Consider the following 18,262-nt stretch of genomic DNA (forward strand, 5'->3'; position numbering starts at 1 on the left):
ATGATCTCCGGCGCTGCTGTCTGGAAAGACGTTCCAGCCGCGCAGCGCCGGATGATCGTTCTGCTGGTCGCGGCCATTGTCGCCGCGAATGTCGATCAGCCCTATCCCGAACTGGCGCCGCTTCAGCATGGGCCGACGGCGCTGCTCATCCTTGTCTCGCCTTGGCTGTTACGCCGATGGCCGCTGTCGAACGGATCGGTGGCGTGCGTCCTGCTGTTCCTGTTGCTGCATACGCTGGGCGGGCGGTACATCTATTCCTATGTACCTTATGACATCTGGGCGCGGGCGATCAGCGGCCATGATATTTCCGGCACTTTCGGCTTGGCGCGCAACGGCTATGACCGGCTGGTGCATTTCGCCTTCGGCGCCCTCCTGACCGCGCCCTTCGCGGAAGCGGCGCGGCGTCATGGCGTCATGCGGACGGGCTGGAGCCTTGTTTTCGCCTTTGTCTCCGTCGGGTTCGTGGGCGCTGTCTACGAGATTTTCGAATGGCTGCTGAGCGTGGTGGCCGCCGGCCAGACGGCGGACTGGTATAATGGCCAGCAGGGCGACATGTGGGACCCGCAAAAGGACATGGCGGCCGCGCAGATCGGGAGCGTCCTCGCACTTGTCTGGCTTCTCTCTACTCGACAAGGAGAGGGCAAGGCCATATCGCCGCACGCGCATTCATCCAAGGAGTAGCCCGCTCATGTCCGGCCCCACGTCCGACCTGCCCATCGAGAAGCTGGAGATCAAGGGGTTGGGCGGGCTTCCCCTTGCCGTGCATGTGGTGGGGGAGGGCCGCGATCTGGTTCTGATCCATGGCTATTTCTCCAATGCCTACACCAACTGGATACGTTACGGCCATGCCGCGAAGCTGGTGGAGGCGGGATTTCGCCTCATCCTGCCCGACCTTCGGGGGCATGGCGAAAGCGGCAAGCCCCATGATGCCGCCGCTTATCCGCCCGACGCGCTGACCGAGGACGGGCTGGCGCTGGTCGAGCAGCTTGGCCTGACCGACTATGATCTGGGCGGCTATTCGCTGGGGGCGCGGACGACGGTGCGGATGCTGGCGCGGGGCGCGACGCCGCGCAGGGTGATCCTGGCCGGCATGGGGCTGCGCGGTCTGGTCCAGACGCTCGACAATGGCGGCTATTATCGCAATGTCCTCACCAACCTCGGCACGTTCGAGCGGGGGACGTCGGAATGGATGACGGAAGCCTTCCTGAAGACCACCAAGGGCGATCCGGTCGCGATGCTGCACATCCTCAACACCTTCGTCGATACGCCCAGGGAGGTCATCGCCGGGTTCCAGCAGCCCATAGAGGTGATTTGCGGAGCCGATGACCGGGACAATGGCGTCGCGCAGGAACTGGCGGAACTGCTGCCCCACGGCCGCTATGTCGAAGTTCCGGGGAACCACATGAATGCGGTGACGCGGAAGGAGCTGGGGCAGGCGATGGTGGATTTCCTGACGGATTGAGCCATGCGCATGCTCCTGCCCATGCAGGAGCATGGCAAGCTTCAGCGGAACGGCGGCTCGTTGAAGGCGCGCAGTTTGCGGCTGTGGAGCTTCGGCCCCTCCTGCCGCAGCAGTTCGCAGGTCATAAGACCCACGCGCAGATGCCCCGCAATGGCTTCCTCATAGAAGCGATTGGCCTGTCCCGGCAATTTCAGTTCGCCGTGGATCGGCTTGTCCGAAACGCAGAGCAGCGTTCCATAAGGCACGCGGAAGCGATAGCCCTGCGCGGCGATGGTGGCCGACTCCATGTCGATGCCGACGGCGCGGGACAGGCTGAACCGCAGCGCCGAACTGGAATAGCGCAGTTCCCAGTTGCGGTCGTCGGTCGTCACGACCGTGCCCGTGCGCAGGCGGCGCTTGAAATCCTCCCGATCGTCGCCGCCCAGCACGGCCTCCGCCGCCTTCGCCAGCGCCACCTGTACTTCCGCGATGGCGGGTACCGGGATTTCGGGCGGCAGCATTTCATCCAGAACATGATCGTCGCGCAGATAGGCGTGGGCCAGCACATAGTCGCCTATCCGCTGGCTGGGGCGCAGGCCGCCGCAATGGCCGATCATCAGCCAGGCTTCCGGCCGCACGACGGCCAGATGGTCGCAGATCGTCTTGGCGTTGGAGGGCCCGACGCCGATGTTGACCAGCGTGATCCCACTGCGGTCCGGAGCGATCAGGTGATAGGCGGGCATCTGATGCCTGCGCCAGGCGCTGTCCGCGATCATCTGCGCCGGGTCGGCGGTTTCCGGCGTTACATAGACCCCACCGGCCCCTGACAGCGCGGTGTAGCGACTGCCCTCCCGCTGCAATTCGGCGCAGGCCCATGCCACGAACTCGTCGACATAGCGGTGATAATTAGTGAACAGGATGTAGCGCTGCACATGCTCTGCCGGGGTGCCGGTGTAATGCTTCAGGCGCGCCAGTGAAAAATCGGTACGAAGGCCGTCGAACAGCGCGAGCGGCCTTTCGCCCTCCGCATCCTGCATGAACAGGCCGTCCGCGATCTCGTCCCCGATTTCCGCCAGTTCGGTGGCCGGGAAGTGGCGGGCCAGTTCGGTTGGCGGGGTGCCATCGAGCGCGCTCATGTCCAGCCCGTCCAGAACATAGGGGAAGGGAATGGGCTGGTCGCTGATGCCGGTTTCCACCATCACGCCATAGTCGCGGACGAGAAGGTCGACCTGCTCGGCCAGATAGTCCCCGAACATGGCGGGGCGGGTGACGGTGGTCACATAGCGTCCGGGCTTGGACAGCCGCGCGAAGGAGCGGCCGGGGGGCGGCGCGTCCGACTCGCCATGATGGGTGATCCGCAATTCCGGATAGCAGAAACGCCGGTCCGTCCTGGCTTCCGGTGGCGGTACGCTGCCGTCGCGGGCGTAGGCGCGCATCGCCTCGCGAAGATTTTCGATGGAGTTCCGATAGATGTCGTCGAGTTCAGCGACGATCGCACTTCCGATGCTTCTTGTCATCGAGCCTTGGTAACGCACTTATATGACCGAAGGAAGATGCGCGCCCGGATAGCGGGCGCGCATCCCCCGGAAATCAGATCTGGTCGAGCAGATATTCGGCTGACGACACCTTGAAATCACCCGGCGCCTCGACATTCAGCTCCGCAACGACGCCGTCCTTGACGATCATGGAGAAGCGCTGCCCGCGCGTGCCCATGCCGAACTTGCTGCCGTCCATGGTAAGGCCGACGGCCTGCGCGAAGTCGCCATTGCCGTCGGCCAGCATCGTCACCTTGCCGTCGGCGCTGGCGGACTTGCCCCAGGCGCCCATGACGAAGGCGTCGTTGACCGCGGTGCAGGCGATTTCATCCACGCCCTTGCCCTTCAGTTCCTCCGCCTTATCGACGAAGCCGGGCAGATGGCGCGCGGAGCAGGTGGGGGTGAAGGCCCCCGGCACGGAGAAGAGCGCGACGGTGCGGCCCGCGAAGAAATCGTCCGAAGCAACCTGCTCGGGACCGTTTTCGGTCATCTTGACGAAAGTGGTGCTGGGGATGCGTTCGCCCTTCGAAATGGTCATCGTCTGCCTCCTGGCCTTGTTGGGGTTCGCGGCACGTTGGCCCTGCCGCCCTGTCTGTCAAGGGGGAGCCATGGAATATGGCGCGCTGCCCCGCCCAAGCGACGGCCCGCCATTGGCAAAGGCGACAAGGGGCGTATAGTCGCGCCATGACCACAGCACGCTCCTATGCCGGACAGTTCCTGCTTGCCCTGCCGGGAATGGAGGACATGCGGTTCGATCATTCCGTCATCGCCATGTGCGTGCATGACGAGAATGGATCGCTGGGGATCGCGGTCAGCGATGAGATCGACGGGGTCAGCCTGCACGACCTGCTGGAGAGCTTCGACATCGAACCCGGCGATGTTCCGGATTCTCCCGTGCTGCGCGGCGGGCCGGTCGAACCCCGGCGCGGCTTCGTCCTGCATTCCCTGGACTGGAGCGGTCATGACATGGTCGCCGTGGGCGAAGGATGGGGCCTGTCCGGCTCGCTGGAGATACTGAAGGCGATTGCGGAAGGGAAGGGGCCGAGTCGCTATCTGGTCGCGCTTGGCTATGCCGGGTGGGGCGCGGGGCAACTGGATGAGGAAATGAACGGGGAAAGCTGGTTTCCGACCGACTGCACCCCTGAGCTTCTGTTCGACGTGGCGGCGGCGCGGAAATGGTCGGCCGCCTATGCCGCGGCCGGAGTCGATGCCTCCCATCTGGTCAGCGGCGCAGGATCGGCCTGACCGGCCTTTCGGAACGTCACCGTAAGCATGGCTGCATTGGAGGCTTGTTGCCTTGGCGTAACTGAACCGTTTACGGTAAAATCCGGCTAACCTTCGCCGTTGAGAGTCCGGCAACCGGATGAGCGCACCCTGATCCTCGGGCAATTGGACGGGGGTTCAACTCATGAGGATATTGATCGCAGCGGCGCTTGCCGCGACGATGCCGCTTGCGCCGGCCACGGCGGCGACCTGCTGGAAGCAGACCGCCGTGGAAGCAGCGCAAATCCGCGATTTCGAGATGATGCTGATGGTATCTGCGCTGCGGTGCCGGGCGACGGGACATGACTTCCTTGCCAGCTATAACCGCTTCATCCGGGAAAAGCGCGAGACGCTGACGCAGGTGAATGACGAGCTGCGCGAGCATTTCCGCTCGGCCGCCGGGCCGGTCGGCGCGCTGGGGGCTTATGACAATTACGTCACGGGCCTCGCCAATGTCTATGGCGCGGGCGCGGATGGGCTGGGCTGCCGCGACCTCCAGTCGATCACGGACGCCGCCAACGCCCTGCCGCCCAGCCGGTCGGCCTTGTTGGAACTGGCCGATGCGGCGGCGATCAGCCCGCATCTGTCCGGCGCGCGGTGCGACATCGTCACGGCGGTGGCGGAGAAGGTGCGGAAAACGGACGGGACCTCATCCGGCGAGCCGGTGAAGGTCGCGGTGCGCGGTCCTGCCGAATAAGACATAAAGAAAACTTTATATTGAGTTGCCTTGGATGGCGGCGATTGGTAAAGCCCAGCCCATCGTCGCCGTTCGTTCATTCGGGCGGCGGCCTCAATCTTAACGATATGGAGACAGGCTCGTGGCCACCGCACCCGCCACCCAGGCGCAGGATTATGTGATCCGCGACATCGGCCTTGCCGCTTTCGGCCGCAAGGAAATCGAAATCGCGGAAACCGAAATGCCGGGCCTGATGGCCCTGCGCGCCGAATTCGGCGCCGCCAAGCCGCTGAAGGGCGCGCGCATCACCGGATCGCTGCACATGACGATCCAGACCGCCGTGCTGATCGAGACGCTGGCGGAACTGGGCGCCGAAATCCGCTGGGCGTCGTGCAACATCTTCTCGACCCAGGATCATGCCGCCGCCGCCATCGCCGCGCGGGGCATCCCGGTGTTCGCCGTCAAGGGCGAGACGCTGGAGGAATATTGGGACTATGTCATCCGCATCTTCGACTGGGGCGATACGGTCTGCAACATGATCCTGGACGATGGCGGCGACGCCACCATGTTCGCGCTGTGGGGCGCCCGCGTCGAGGCCGGGGAAGAACTGTTCACCCCCGGCAACGAGGAAGAGGAAATCTTCGTCGCGACGCTGAAGCGCTTCCTGGCCGAGCGTCCGGGCTATCTGACTGAGACGGTCAAGGCCATCAAGGGCGTGTCGGAAGAGACCACAACCGGCGTTCACCGCCTCTATGAACTGGCGAAGAAGGGCAAGCTGCCCTTCCCGGCGATCAACGTCAACGACAGCGTCACCAAGTCGAAGTTCGACAATCTCTATGGCTGCAAGGAATCGCTGGTCGACGCCATCCGTCGCGCCACCGACGTCATGCTGGCCGGCAAGGTCGCCGTGGTCGCCGGCTTCGGTGACGTGGGCAAGGGTTCGGCCGCTTCGCTCCGCAATGGCGGTGCGCGCGTGCTGGTGACGGAGATCGATCCGATCTGCGCGTTGCAGGCGGCGATGGAGGGCTATGAAGTCGTCACCATGGAAGAGGCGGCCACCCGCGCCGACATCTTCGTCACCGCGACCGGCAATGAGGACGTCATCACCGTCGACCATATGCGCGCCATGAAGAACATGGCGATCGTGTGCAATATCGGCCATTTCGACAGCGAGATCCAGATCGCGGGCCTCAACAACATGAAGTGGACCGAGATCAAGCCGCAGGTCGACGAGGTCGAGTTCCCCGACGGCAAGAAGATCATCGTGCTGGCGAAGGGCCGGCTGGTGAACCTGGGCTGCGCCACCGGCCATCCGAGCTTTGTCATGTCATCGTCCTTCACCAACCAGGTGCTGGCGCAGATCGAGCTTTGGACCAAGTCGGATGAGTATAAGAACGACGTCTATGTGCTGCCCAAGCATCTGGACGAGAAGGTGGCGGCGCTCCACCTGGAGAAGCTGGGCGTGAAGCTGTCGAAGCTGACGCCCAAGCAGGCCGCCTATATCGGCGTGACCCAGGAAGGGCCATTCAAGCCGGATCATTACCGCTACTGAGCGGGATGGGAAGGGGAGGCATCGAGCCTCCCCTTTTTTTTGGGCTTGGGCGGTACGTGCGTTTGTGCCGGGTCAGGTTCCCGCGAGCCGGTCGTGCAGTTCCATTCCCTTTTGCAGAGAGCCAGGCACTCAGCCCTGTTGCTGTCGGGTCTGGACCGGATCACCCAATATCCGTCTCTTTGGGCTTGCCTTGGAGCACTTCTCTTCGAGAAAGAAGCGGGGCTTCGACAGGCGCAAGCTGAACGGGTGGGAGAGCGACTCCGTCCTTCCGGGTGGAAGGAAGGCGCCGCTCACCCCGCGGTGCATGGCCTGCGGTCGAATATCGGGCCGGCCGCGCGGTTATGCAGGCCCGCTGGCGAGGGCTGCCCTGACCGCTTCGATCGCCGCCTGCGCCTTGCCCCCTTCCGGACCGCCGCCCTGGGCCATGTCGGGACGGCCTCCGCCGCCCTTGCCGCCCAAGGCTTCGACGCCTGCGCGGACGAGGTCCACGGCGCTGATCGTGTTCACAAGGTCGTCGGTGACGCCGACGGCAATGCTGGCGCGGCCATCGACCACCGCCAGGACGGCGGAGACGCCGCTGCCGAGCGTTGCCTTGTTCTGATCGACCAATCCGCGCAGTTCCTTGGGATCGAGCCCTTCGATCACCTGACCGATGAAGTTGACCGAGCCGACCTTCTCCGGACCGGCCGCCTGTGCGGAACCCCCGCCGCCCAGCGCCAGCGCCTTCTTCGCTTCGGCGAGTTCGCGTTCCAGCTTGCGGCTCTGTTCGACCAGAGCGGCGATGCGGGCAGGAACTTCCTCCGGCGTCGTCTTGAGCGCGGCGGCGGACTGGCGCAGCCGGTCTTCGCGATCGGAGAGCCAAAGGCGCGCGGCTTCGCCGGTCAGCGCTTCGATGCGGCGGACGCCAGACGAAACGGCGCTTTCCGAGATGATCTTGAAGATCGCGATGTCGCCGGTTGCGCGGACATGGGTGCCGCCGCACAATTCGACCGAATAGCTGTTCGCATCGCCCTTGCCCATGGAGAGGACGCGGACCTCGTCCCCATATTTCTCACCGAACAGGGCCATGGCGCCGGCGGCGATGGCGTCGTCCGGCGTCATCAGTCGCGTCGTCACCGCTTCATTGTGGCGGATCTGTTCGTTCACATCGGCTTCGATGGCGGCGATCTGGCTGTGGGTCAGCGCCTCGGGATGGGAGAAGTCGAAGCGCAGACGATCCGGTGCGACGAGGCTGCCCTTCTGCGTGACGTGGGCGCCGAGCTGGTTGCGGAGCGCGGCATGGAGCAAATGGGTGGCGCTGTGATTGGCGCGGATGCGGTCGCGGCGGCTGACGTCGACGCGGAGGTGAACCGTGTCACCCAGCTTGACGCTGCCCGCGCCGACCTTCGCCCGGTGCGCATGGAGGCGGCCCAGCGGCTTCGCGGTGTCCTCGACATCCGCGACCAGGCCGGACTGCGCGCTGATCGTGCCCGCATCGCCCATCTGGCCGCCGCTTTCGCCGTAGAACGGCGTCTGGTTGGTGATGATCGTGACCGTCTCGCCAGCGCTCGCGCTGTCGAAGTTCACACCGTCCTTGACGATCGCCAGCACCTCGCCCTCGCCCTCGGTCGAGCTATAGCCGATGAACTCCGTATTGCCGGCCTTTTCGGCAATGTCGAACCAGATTTCGTCCGAGGCCTTTTCGCCTGAGCCCTTCCACGCGGCGCGGGCGGCGGCCTTCTGTTCGGCCATCGCCTTGTCGAAGCCTTCGCGGTCGACGCTGAGGCCGCGCGAGCGCAGCGCGTCTTCGGTCAGGTCATAGGGGAAGCCATAGGTGTCGTAGAGCTTGAACGCGGTTTCGCCGGGGAGCGTGCCGCCTTCCGACAGGTCGCCGGTCGCTTCGTCGAGCAGCTTCAGTCCCTTTTCCAGCGTCTGGCGGAACCGGGTTTCCTCGCGCAGGAGGGTTTCCTCGATCAGCGGCTGGGCGCGGACCAGTTCCTGATAGGCGCCGCCCATTTCGGAGACGAGGCTGCCGACCAGACGGTGCATCAACGGCTCCTTGGCGCCGATGATATGGGCGTGGCGCATGGCGCGGCGCATGATGCGGCGCAGCACATAGCCGCGGCCTTCATTGGCGGGCAGCACGCCGTCCGCGATCAGGAAGCTGGTGGAGCGGAGGTGATCCGCGATGACGCGGTGGCTGGCCTTATACTCGCCATCGGTGGCGGTTTTCGTCAGTGCGCCCGATTCCTCTATCAGCGCCTTGAAGGTATCGGTGTCGTAATTGTCGTGGACGCCCTGCAGGACTGCGGCGATGCGTTCCAGACCCATGCCGGTGTCGATGCTGGGCTTGGGCAGTTCGGAGACGATCTCGTTCGCTTCCTGCTCATATTGCATGAAGACGAGGTTCCAGATCTCGACGAAACGGTCGCCATCTTCCTCCGGGCTGCCGGGAGGACCGCCCCAGATATGGTCGCCATGGTCGTAGAAGATTTCCGAACAGGGGCCGCAGGGGCCACTGTCACCCATGGCCCAGAAATTATCCTTGGTGGGGATGCGGATGATCCGCTCCTCCGGCAGGCCGGCGATCTTCTTCCACAGGTCGAAGGCTTCGTCGTCGGTGTGATAGACCGTCGCCGTCAGCTTTTCGGGCGAAAGGCCCCATTCCTTCGTCAGCAGGGTCCAGGCATGGGTGATCGCCTGTTCCTTGAAATAATCCCCGAAGCTGAAATTGCCCAGCATTTCGAAGAAGGTATGGTGGCGCGCGGTATAGCCGACATTGTCGAGGTCGTTATGCTTGCCGCCGGCGCGGACCGACTTCTGGCTGCTCGTCGCCTTGGTGTAGGGGCGGGATTCAAGGCCGGTGAAGACATTCTTGAACGGCACCATGCCCGCATTGACGAACATCAGCGTCGGGTCGTTGTGCGGCACCAGAGGCGCGGACGGAACGATGGTGTGGCCGTTGGCCCCGAAATAGTCGAGGAAGGAGCGGCGAATGTCGTTGGTCGATGTCATGCGGGCGATTTAGTGGGAAGCGCTCCAACGCACAAGCGGGGCTTTTCGTCGTTCATGGGAATATCGGCCGATGGGGTTGCCCGCTGAGACAGGCGGGCCGGAAAAGCGGACGGGGCCGCCCGCCTCTGCTCAAGGATGCGATTTTCCTTTCCGCCCGTTCGCCCGCCCGGCGAAGTCAGGCGGTCGGCCGCTTCTGAAATGATTCATGGCCCCCGACCGCGACATCCTCGGCCTCTATCCGCGCGACCTGCGCGGCGGGCGGGCCTTGTCGCGCCAGCAGGACGAACCGCTCCACGGCATCCCGCGGTCCTTCCACCAGCGCCTCCACGCTGCCGTCCATGCGGTTGCGTACCCAGCCCGCCAGGTTGAGACCCCGGGCCGTTTCGACGGCCCAGTTGCGGTAGAACACGCCCTGCACCCGGCCGAGGATCGTCAGGTGGCGGGCGAGGATGGTCATCAGTGCACCCGCTTGATCCAGGTCTGGCCGTCGCGGCTCTCCACCTTGAAATTATTGATCGAGCGGACAAGGTCGGACAGCCGCTTGAACCCATAGTTGCGCGTGTCGAAACTGGAGCGGTTCCCGGCGAGCTGGCCCACTTCGCTGAGGCGGGCGAAGCCCTGATCGTCGCGTTTGACGGCATTATAGGCGTCGATCAACAGCTTGACGAGATCGGGCGCGACTTCGGGCGCGTCGGGGGAGGCGGGTTCCGCCGCCGACTCCTCCAGTTCAACGGGCGCCGTTCTTGCGCTGGCGAGCGCCCCGACGTCGATGAAGCGGGTGCAGGCGCTGCGGAAGGCCTGCGGCGTCTTGTCCGTTCCGAAGCCATAGACCGGCAGGCCTTCCTGCCGGATGCGGGTGACGAGCGGCGTGAAATCGCTGTCGCTCGACATCAGGCCGAAGCCGGTGACCCGGCCCGACGCCATCAGGTCCATGGCGTCGATCGTCATCTTCATGTCGGTGGCGTTCTTGCCCCGGGTGAGGTCGAACTGCTGCTGCGTTTCGATGGCCTGCGTCACGGCCTGCCGCGCCCATCCCTTGAGCGCGGGCTTGCTCCAATTGCCATAGGCGCGCCGGATATTGACGGTGCCCAGTTCCGCCAGGACCGTCAGCACCGGGTCGAAATGGTCGGCGGAGACATTGTCGGCATCGATCAGCAGGGCGATATTGCCGCTGGGGACCGGCGCGGTCATCAGGCTTCCAGCGCCGCCGGGCTGAACTGGCCGCTCGCCTCGTCCAGCAGGTGGAGCTGGCCGTCGGCAATGGCGAAGAAGGCGCCGATCAGCCTGATCTCGCCGCTCCGTTCCTTCGTGCGGACGCAGGGGAAGGTGCGCAGATTGGCCAGGCTGACCTTGACGCCTTCCTGCTCCATGGCGCGTTCGGCGTCGCGGCCGTCATCCGCGCCAAAGCGTTCGACCACCTTTTCCCGCGCTTCGTCCAGCAGTTCGATCCAGTTGTGGATGAAGCCGCCCTCGCCGGGAGGCGCGTCTTTCAGCGAATGGCTGAGCGCCGCCTTGCAGCCGCCGCATTTGCCATGGCCCATGACGACGATCTCGCCCACCTTCAGCACCTGGACCGCGAATTCCAGCGCCGCGGAGACGCCGTGGCGGCCGGGATTGGTTTCGAAGGGGGGCACTAGCGCCGCGACATTGCGGACCACGAAGATCTCGCCGGGGCTGGTGTCGAATATCTGTGCGGGATCGACTCGGCTGTCGGAACAGGCGATGACCATGACGCGGGGGCTCTGCCCCTCGCTCAGTTCATCCCATCGTTCCCGCTGCTGGGTCCAACCGGTGTTGCGGAAGCGGCGATAGCCGGCGAGCATATCAGCGAAATCGGTCATGCGCCGGTCTGTGCCGAACAATGATGGGGCTGGCAAGAGCGCTCTCGCATCGCTATCTGGGGCGCATGACCGACATCGTCCCGATCCCCGCGCCCGCCACTCGTCCCGAGCGCGCCCGCAAGCCCGACTGGATTCGCGTGAAGGCGCCGACCAGCCCCGGCTATCACGAGACGCGCAAGCTGATGCGGACCAAGGGGCTGGCGACGGTGTGCGAGGAGGCGGCCTGCCCGAATATCGGGGAGTGCTGGACCAAGAAGCATGCGACCGTGATGATCCTGGGCGATGTCTGTACGCGGGCCTGCGCCTTCTGCAACGTCAAGACCGGCATGCCGCGCAAGGTCGATCCCAACGAGCCGCAGAATCTGGCCGATGCCTGCGCCGAAATGGGGCTGGAGCATATCGTCATCACCTCCGTCGACCGCGACGACCTGCCCGATGGCGGCGCGTCGCAGTTCGTGAAGGTGATCGAGGCGCTGCGCCGCACGACCCCGGACACGACCATCGAAATCCTGACGCCGGACTTCCGCAACAAGCATGAACGCGCCGTCGAGATGATCGTCGCGGCGCGGCCGGACGTCTATAACCATAATCTGGAGACGGTGCCGCGCCTCTATCCGACCATTCGCCCGGGCGCGCGCTATTATGCGTCGCTGCGGCTGCTGGAGACGGTGAAGAAGCTCGATCCGTCGATCTTCACCAAGTCGGGCATCATGCTGGGTCTGGGGGAGGAGCGGCTGGAGGTCCATCAGGTGATGGACGACATGCGCTCCGCCGACATCGATTTCCTGACCATGGGGCAATATCTCCAGCCGACGCCCAAGCACGCCAAGGTGATGGAGTTCGTCACTCCGGCGGCATTCAACGCCTATGCGGCGATTGCGCGGGCCAAGGGCTTCCTGCAGGTGGCGTCGAGCCCGCTGACCCGCTCGAGCTATCATGCGGGCAAGGATTTCGCTGAAATGCGCGCGGCCCGCGAGGCGCAACTGGCGAAGGCCGGCCAATAAGCCGATGCCCAAGCATAACGAAACGAGGCCGCTTCCCTATACGCCCGAACAGATGTTCGACCTGGTGGCGAATGTGGAGGCCTATCCCGAATTCCTGCCCTGGGTCAGCGCGATCCGGGTGCGGTCCGACAGCGATTCGGAAATGGTCGCGGACATGATCGTCGGGTTCAAGGGGATCAAGGAGAGCTTCACGTCCCGCGTGCACAAGCATAGGCCGGACCATGTGCGGGTCGATTATCTGGATGGGCCCTTGAAGCACCTCCACAATGAATGGAGCTTTCGCGACGACGGAAAGGGCGGCGTTCTGGTGGATTTCGAGGTCGAGTTCGAATTCAAGAGCAAGCTGTTCGAGATGCTGGCCGGCCAGGTGTTCGACAAGGCGCTGCGCAAGATGATCGGCGCGTTCGAAACCCGGGCGGCGGAGCTTTATGGCGCGGGCGAGTCGGGCAGCAGCAGTTCGAGCGCGCACAGCGCCGCCTGAAGGCGGACGCCGCCCCGGCCCGTATCCCCGAAATAATGCATGTCGGCCACGATCTTGTCGGGGCTGGCGCCGCGTTCGGCGCGGGCGAAGACGACGGTGCCGACAGGTTTCTGCTCCGATCCGCCGCCGGGGCCGGCTATGCCGGTGATGGCGACGGCGACATTGGCGTGGCTCTTGTTCAGCGCACCCTGCGCCATGGCCCAGGCGGTGGCGATGGAAACCGCGCCGAAGGTTTCGATGACATCCTGCGATACTTTGAGAAGCTCGCTCTTCATGTCATTGGAATAGGTCACGAAACCAGCTTCGAACACCTCGGACGATCCGGCGATTTCGGTCAGTGCGGCGGAAACAAGGCCGCCGGTGCAGCTTTCCGCCACGGCGATGGTGCGGCCGGCGCGACGGTTGGCGGCGACGACGCGCTCGGCCAGTTCGACAAGCGACGCGGGAAGGATGCTATCGGGCATGGCGATCAGATTAGCGCGGGGAGGGAGAGCGTGGCAACAGCCTGTGCGGCAATACCCTCCCGCCGACCGGCAAAGCCCAGCCGTTCGGTCGTGGTCGCCTTTATGCTGACCCGGTCGGGAGGAAGGTGCAGGATTTCCGCGATCCGGGCGCGCATGGCGTCCCTGTGCGGGCCGATTTTCGGCGCCTCGCAGATCAGCGTCAGGTCGACATGCTCGATAAAGCCGTCCCGTTTTGCGACGCGCTCCGCCGCATATTCCAGGAAACGGGAGGAGGCGACTCCCCGCCATTGCGGGTCGGAGGGCGGGAAATGGCTGCCGATGTCGCCCTCCGCCAGTGCGCCCAGCAGCGCATCCACCAGCGCGTGGATCGCCACGTCCGCGTCGCTGTGCCCAGCGAGGCCCCGGTCGTGCGGAATGCGGACGCCGCAGAGCCAGAGCTCCTCATCGGGGGCCAGCCGGTGGACGTCATAACCCATGCCGGTCCGGACGCTGCGGGCAGCGCCCAGCCGGGCTTCGACGCGGAGGAAATCTTCGGCATAGGTCAATTTTTCCAGCCTTTCATCGCCAGCGACCAGTGTGACGTCATGGCCCGAATGCCGCAATATCTGGGCATCGTCGGTTGCTTCCCGATTGCCGTCCCAGCTTCTGTGCGCGGCCAGCAGGGCATCGAAGCGGAAGGCCTGCGGCGTCTGGACCCGGAACAGGCCATCGCGGTCGACGACGTCCCCGGCCTTGTCATGTTCGCTCTTGTCATGTTCGCTTCTGACCAATGTGTCTGCAACCGGTAAGGCGGGAATAGCGCCGGGCGCACCCTCCAGCGCGGCGAGCAGCCGGTCGATCACCGTCGCGGGGAGAAAGGGACGGGCAGCGTCGTGCACCAATATGCGCGCCGCGCCGCCAGCGGACGCTATATGCTCAAGACCGGCGCGGACGGACCCGCGGCGGCTGTCGGCGCCCTGAACGATGGCGGAGACGGTGCGGCTTTCCAGTGCGGCGCGTGCATCCTCCTCCTGCCCCGCGCCGACGACCAGAACAACAGAACCGATGGCGGGATGCCCGGCCAGCGCGTCGACGGCGTGGGCGAGGACCGGCTTGCCGCCGATGCGCCGGAATTGCTTGGGAATGTCGCCGCCCGCGCGGCTGCCCTGACCTGCTGCGACCAGCAAAGCGACGGTTCTGTCTGTCATGGCCGCGCCTGTATCGCAGTGCCGGGCCAACCGCCAGCCCCGCCTCGCTTGCCGATGATGCGGATTTCCGCTAAGGGCTGCCTGTTTTTTAGGCAGTGTTGGAATGATGCAGAGGCTTTCCCCGATTTCCATAGGTCCGGTGACGATTGACATGCCGGTCGTGCTGGCGCCGATGACGGGCGTGACGGACATGCCGTTCCGGACACTGGTCCGCCGCTATGGCTCCGGCCTCAACGTGACCGAGATGATCGCCACGGCGGCGATGATTCGCGAGACGCGCCAGTCGCTGCAGAAGGCGGCCTGGCATCCGCTGGAGGAGCCCGTATCGATGCAGTTGGCCGGCTGTTCGCCCACGGAAATGGCGGAGGCGGCCAAGCTGAACGCGGATCGCGGCGCGGCGATCATCGACATCAACATGGGCTGCCCGGTTAAAAAGGTCGTGAATGGCGATGCGGGCAGCGCGTTGATGCGCGACCTGCCGCTGGCCGCTTCGCTGATCGAAGCGACGGTGAAGGCCGTCGATGTGCCCGTCACGGTCAAGATGCGCATGGGTTGGGATCATGCCAGCCTGAACGCGCCCGAACTGGCCCGGATCGCGGAGGATCTGGGCGCGAAGCTGATCACCGTTCATGGCCGCACGCGCTGCCAGATGTACAAGGGGTCGGCCGACTGGGCCTTCGTGCGCAGCGTGAAGGATGCGGTGTCGCTGCCCGTCATCGTCAATGGCGACATCTGCTCCATCGACGATGCCGAGACGGCGCTGGAGCAGAGCGGCGCCGACGGCGTGATGATCGGGCGGGGCGCCTATGGGCGGCCCTGGCTGATCGGGCAGGTGATGCACTGGTTCCGCACCGGGGAACGGCTGGCCGATCCTGCGCTGGAGGAACAATATCGCGTGATTACGGAACATTATCGCGCGATGCTGGAGCATTATGACAATCATACCGGCGTCAACATGGCCCGCAAGCATATCGGCTGGTACACCAAGGGGCTGCCGGGTTCGGCCGAGTTCCGCAATGCGGTGAACCAGGAGCCGGACGGCGATGTCGTGCTGGACATGCTGGCGCGCTTCTACGAACCGCTGATCGCCGACGAGGGGCCGGTCGAGACGCGCAAGGCGGCATGACGGCGGCCATGACGACCATCCCGTCGCTTCGACCGCAACAGGATGGGCCTTCGCTTTCCGAACTGATGACGGCGTTGCCGGTCGCGACCCTGGTGGTGCGGCCGGACAACAGCATCGCCGATGCGAATGTCCGCGCCGAAACGCTGCTCAACATGGCGCGATCGGCCATTGTCGGCAGCGACATAGCGCGAACCATCCGCATGGCGGAAATGGGCGCGCGCTTCGACATCTGGCACAGCAACAAGCCGATCGCCGCCTATGACATCCGCGTGCATGCGGGGCGCACGGCGGAAATGGAGGTCGACCTGATGATCGCGCCCATCGTCGATCATGAAGGCTGGCGCGTGGTATCGATCCACACCCAGAGCCAGGCGCGCAAGATCGGCCATCGCGGTACGGCTGGCGGCGCGCGATCGGCCATCGGCGCGGCGGCGATCCTGGCGCATGAGATCAAGAATCCGCTGTCGGGCATCAGGGGCGCGGCCCAGTTGCTGGAATCGGGCAATCACGGACGGGACGCCGCGCTGACGCAACTCATCTGCAATGAGGTGGACAGGATCGCCGCGCTGATCGACCGGATGCAGGACTTCACGACGGACCGGACCCTGGAGTGCCGCAGCGGCAACATCTATCCGCTGATCGACCGCGCGGCGAATATCGCCGCCGCCGGTTTCGCAAAGGATATTAGGATCGTAAAAAGTTATGATCCATCCCTGCCATTCGCCAATATCAACGAGGATGCGCTGGTGCAGGTGATGATCAACCTGCTCAAAAACGCCGCGGAGGCGCTGGAGCATAGCAGGAAGCCCCGGATAAGGGTGGAAACGGCGTTTCGCCATGGCGTTTCCGTAGTGGTCGGCAAGGGGAAGGGCAGCGCGGTGCTGCCCATCGAAATCCTGGTGGTCGACAATGGGCCGGGCGTGCCGGAGCATATATTGGATCACCTGTTCAATCCCTTCATCACCGGCAGGCGGGACGGGACGGGGCTGGGGCTGGCGCTGGTGGACAAGCTGGTGCGCGACATGAACGGGTTCGTGCAATATTCGCGCGATCATGAGGCAGGGGAATCGACCTTCCGCATCCTGCTGCCGATGGGAACGGGTTGATGGCGGCAAGATGATGGCGGTGACGGGCTCGATTTTGGTGGTGGACGACGATCCGGCGATCTGCGTGGTCGTGGGGGAAGCGCTGCGGCGGCAGGGATACAGGGTCAAGACGGCCGCATCGATCCGGGAGCGGAGCGCCCTGCTGGAAAGCTTTTCGCCGGACGTCCTGATCACCGACGTCATGCTGCCGGACGGCGACGGGCTGGATGGGGTCGCGGAGATTCTGGAACGGCGCCCGGCGCTCAGCATCATCATCCTGTCGGCGCAGAACACATTGAATACGGCGATCCGCGCCACCGAAAAAGGCGCGTTCGAATATCTGCCCAAGCCCTTCGATCTCAATGAGCTGACGCGGGCCGTGTCGGATGCGCTGGGATCGGGGAAGGGAGCGGACGAGGAAGCGGCCGATGCCGGCCTGCCGCATGACGGATTGCCGCTGGTGGGTCGTTCCCCGGCGATGCAGGAGGTGTATCGGACCATCGCCCGGGTCCTGTCGAACGACCTCAGCATATTGGTGCTGGGCGAATCCGGGACCGGCAAGGAACTGGTGGCAGAGGCGATCCATAGCCTGGGACAGAGGCGGACCAAGCCGTTCGTGCCGATCAACATGGCCGCCATCCCCCGCGAACTGATCGAGGCGGAACTGTTCGGTTATGAAAAAGGGGCCTTCACCGGCGCCCATGCCCGCACCGCAGGCAAGTTCGAGCAGGCGCAGGGCGGCACGCTGTTCCTGGACGAGATCGGGGACATGCCGATGGAAGCGCAGACGCGGCTGCTGCGCGTCCTTCAGTCCGGAGAGGTCACGACCGTCGGCGGCTCCAAATCGGTCAAGGTGAATGTCCGCATCATCGCGGCCACCAACAAGGATTTGCCCAGGCTGATCGAGGAGAACCGCTTCCGGCAGGACCTCTATTACCGGTTGAACGTGGTCCCCATTGCGCTTCCGGCGCTGCGCGAGCGGCGGGAGGACGTGATCCTGCTCGCCCGGCATTTCCTGGACCGCGCGGCGCAGGAGGGGCTGCCGCGCAAGTCGCTGTCCGACGATGCGGCGCAATTGCTGATGGCCTATCACTGGCCCGGCAATGTGCGCGAACTGCAGAATCTGATGCAGCGGCTGGCGGTTCTGAGCCGTGAGAACATGATCACCGCTGACATGCTGCGCAACAGCCTGCCGCTGGAAGCCGTGCCCGCCGATTATGCCGCCCCCGGCGACCTGCTGGGCCAGGCGGTGCGGGAATGGGCGAAGCGGCAACTGGGCATCGGCCTGACCCAGCCGAACCGCAGCCTGCATGACGACCTGCTGGCCGTGGTGGAGCCGATCCTGTTCCAGGAGACGCTGGCCAGCGTCGACGGAAACCAGATACGCGCCGCGGGACTGTTGGGCATCAACCGCAACACGCTGCGCAAGAAGCTGACCGACTATGGGCTCGATCCCTTGCAGCTTCGGATCGGCGATTAGAATATTCGGCGGGGAAGATCGGTCAAGCCGATGCGTTCGGATCGACCGTTCCGGGCGGCGGCGACGAACCGACCGCTCTTTTCGACCGGAAGCGCCATGCCCATCAATTACTGTGTTTGATCGGGCACATTAA

The 18,262-nt window shown here is 64.7% G+C and carries 18 protein-coding genes; 10 read left to right on the plus strand and 8 right to left on the minus strand.

Annotated elements, in window-relative coordinates:
- Positions 1 to 681, plus strand: a complete 681-nt coding sequence (locus A8G00_RS04050; protein WP_103000111.1) for a DUF2238 domain-containing protein — start codon at positions 1 to 3, stop codon at positions 679 to 681.
- Positions 682 to 688: 7 nt separating this feature from the next.
- Complete coding sequence (locus A8G00_RS04055) at positions 689 to 1,462, plus strand: alpha/beta fold hydrolase (RefSeq protein ID WP_048577741.1); 774 nt, start codon at positions 689 to 691, stop codon at positions 1,460 to 1,462.
- Positions 1,463 to 1,503: 41 nt separating this feature from the next.
- Here A8G00_RS04055 and A8G00_RS04060 read toward each other — a convergent pair whose 3' ends face one another.
- Together A8G00_RS04060 and A8G00_RS04065 are read right to left on the minus strand one after the other, a co-directional pair.
- Entirely contained in the window at positions 1,504 to 2,958 is a 1,455-nt protein-coding gene (locus A8G00_RS04060; RefSeq protein WP_025550878.1) for an AMP nucleosidase, read from the minus strand.
- 73 nt (positions 2,959 to 3,031) lie between these two features.
- Entirely contained in the window at positions 3,032 to 3,514 is a 483-nt protein-coding gene (locus A8G00_RS04065; protein WP_103000112.1) for a peroxiredoxin, read from the minus strand.
- Between the two features lie 146 nt (positions 3,515 to 3,660).
- Here A8G00_RS04065 and A8G00_RS04070 point away from each other — a divergent pair, with 146 nt between their 5' ends.
- The 3 genes from A8G00_RS04070 to ahcY all read left to right on the plus strand — a co-directional run bounded on the left by A8G00_RS04070 (position 3,661) and on the right by ahcY (position 6,467).
- Positions 3,661 to 4,221 (plus strand): YqgE/AlgH family protein, encoded by a 561-nt coding sequence (locus tag A8G00_RS04070; RefSeq protein ID WP_103000113.1) that lies wholly within the window; start codon positions 3,661 to 3,663, stop codon positions 4,219 to 4,221.
- 163 nt (positions 4,222 to 4,384) lie between these two features.
- Positions 4,385 to 4,936 (plus strand): hypothetical protein, encoded by a 552-nt coding sequence (locus A8G00_RS04075; RefSeq protein WP_172451766.1) that lies wholly within the window; start codon positions 4,385 to 4,387, stop codon positions 4,934 to 4,936.
- 121 nt (positions 4,937 to 5,057) lie between these two features.
- Positions 5,058 to 6,467, plus strand: a complete 1,410-nt coding sequence (gene ahcY, locus A8G00_RS04080; RefSeq protein WP_044662340.1) for an adenosylhomocysteinase — start codon at positions 5,058 to 5,060, stop codon at positions 6,465 to 6,467.
- 339 nt (positions 6,468 to 6,806) lie between these two features.
- Here ahcY and alaS read toward each other — a convergent pair whose 3' ends face one another.
- The 4 genes from alaS to A8G00_RS04100 all read right to left on the minus strand — a co-directional run bounded on the left by alaS (position 6,807) and on the right by A8G00_RS04100 (position 11,302).
- Entirely contained in the window at positions 6,807 to 9,461 is a 2,655-nt protein-coding gene (gene alaS / locus A8G00_RS04085; RefSeq protein WP_103000115.1) for an alanine--tRNA ligase, read from the minus strand.
- 175 nt (positions 9,462 to 9,636) lie between these two features.
- On the minus strand, positions 9,637 to 9,918 hold the full coding sequence (locus tag A8G00_RS04090; protein WP_103000116.1) for an acylphosphatase: 282 nt from the start codon (positions 9,916 to 9,918) through the stop codon (positions 9,637 to 9,639).
- The gene (locus A8G00_RS04095) at positions 9,918 to 10,652 is read right to left on the minus strand and encodes an NYN domain-containing protein (RefSeq protein ID WP_103000117.1); all 735 of its coding nucleotides are present in this window, start codon (positions 10,650 to 10,652) and stop codon (positions 9,918 to 9,920) included. Before A8G00_RS04095 ends, A8G00_RS04090 begins: the two co-directional genes overlap by 1 nt.
- Entirely contained in the window at positions 10,652 to 11,302 is a 651-nt protein-coding gene (locus A8G00_RS04100) for a carbonic anhydrase (protein ID WP_025548912.1), read from the minus strand. Before A8G00_RS04100 ends, A8G00_RS04095 begins: the two co-directional genes overlap by 1 nt.
- Before the next feature lie 20 nt (positions 11,303 to 11,322).
- Between A8G00_RS04100 and lipA the strand changes: the two genes are divergently transcribed.
- Together lipA and A8G00_RS04110 are read left to right on the plus strand one after the other, a co-directional pair.
- Entirely contained in the window at positions 11,323 to 12,306 is a 984-nt protein-coding gene (lipA, locus tag A8G00_RS04105; RefSeq protein WP_044662335.1) for a lipoyl synthase, read from the plus strand.
- A 4-nt stretch (positions 12,307 to 12,310) separates the two neighbouring features.
- Positions 12,311 to 12,787: a type II toxin-antitoxin system RatA family toxin gene (locus A8G00_RS04110; protein WP_025548914.1), complete on the plus strand. Its 477-nt coding sequence runs from the start codon at positions 12,311 to 12,313 to the stop codon at positions 12,785 to 12,787.
- Here the strand turns inward: A8G00_RS04110 and A8G00_RS04115 are convergent.
- Together A8G00_RS04115 and A8G00_RS04120 are read right to left on the minus strand one after the other, a co-directional pair.
- Positions 12,733 to 13,251, minus strand: coding sequence for a CinA family protein (locus A8G00_RS04115; RefSeq protein ID WP_025548915.1), 519 nt, complete (start codon positions 13,249 to 13,251; stop codon positions 12,733 to 12,735). The two genes, A8G00_RS04110 and A8G00_RS04115, sit on opposite strands and share 55 nt — an antisense overlap.
- A 5-nt stretch (positions 13,252 to 13,256) precedes the next feature.
- Complete coding sequence (locus tag A8G00_RS04120) at positions 13,257 to 14,438, minus strand: bifunctional 2-C-methyl-D-erythritol 4-phosphate cytidylyltransferase/2-C-methyl-D-erythritol 2,4-cyclodiphosphate synthase (RefSeq protein ID WP_103000118.1); 1,182 nt, start codon at positions 14,436 to 14,438, stop codon at positions 13,257 to 13,259.
- Between the two features lie 106 nt (positions 14,439 to 14,544).
- Between A8G00_RS04120 and dusB the strand changes: the two genes are divergently transcribed.
- The 3 genes from dusB to ntrC are packed head-to-tail and all read left to right on the plus strand — an operon-like array spanning position 14,545 to position 18,129.
- A complete protein-coding gene (gene dusB / locus A8G00_RS04125) occupies positions 14,545 to 15,564 on the plus strand; it encodes a tRNA dihydrouridine synthase DusB (RefSeq protein WP_025548918.1) in 1,020 nt (339 codons plus the stop codon).
- Complete coding sequence (locus A8G00_RS04130) at positions 15,561 to 16,670, plus strand: nitrogen regulation protein NR(II) (RefSeq protein WP_061934191.1); 1,110 nt, start codon at positions 15,561 to 15,563, stop codon at positions 16,668 to 16,670. The genes dusB and A8G00_RS04130 overlap by 4 nt, the downstream gene beginning before the upstream one ends.
- A gap of 13 nt (positions 16,671 to 16,683) precedes the next feature.
- Positions 16,684 to 18,129 carry a nitrogen regulation protein NR(I) gene (gene ntrC / locus A8G00_RS04135; RefSeq protein WP_044663153.1) on the plus strand — a complete coding sequence of 482 codons (1,446 nt, stop codon included), beginning with the start codon at positions 16,684 to 16,686 and terminating at the stop codon, positions 18,127 to 18,129.
- Positions 18,130 to 18,262: the final 133 nt, after the last annotated feature.

The organism is Sphingobium sp. SA916, from assembly GCF_002894065.1.
Classification (GTDB): domain Bacteria; phylum Pseudomonadota; class Alphaproteobacteria; order Sphingomonadales; family Sphingomonadaceae; genus Sphingobium; species Sphingobium fuliginis.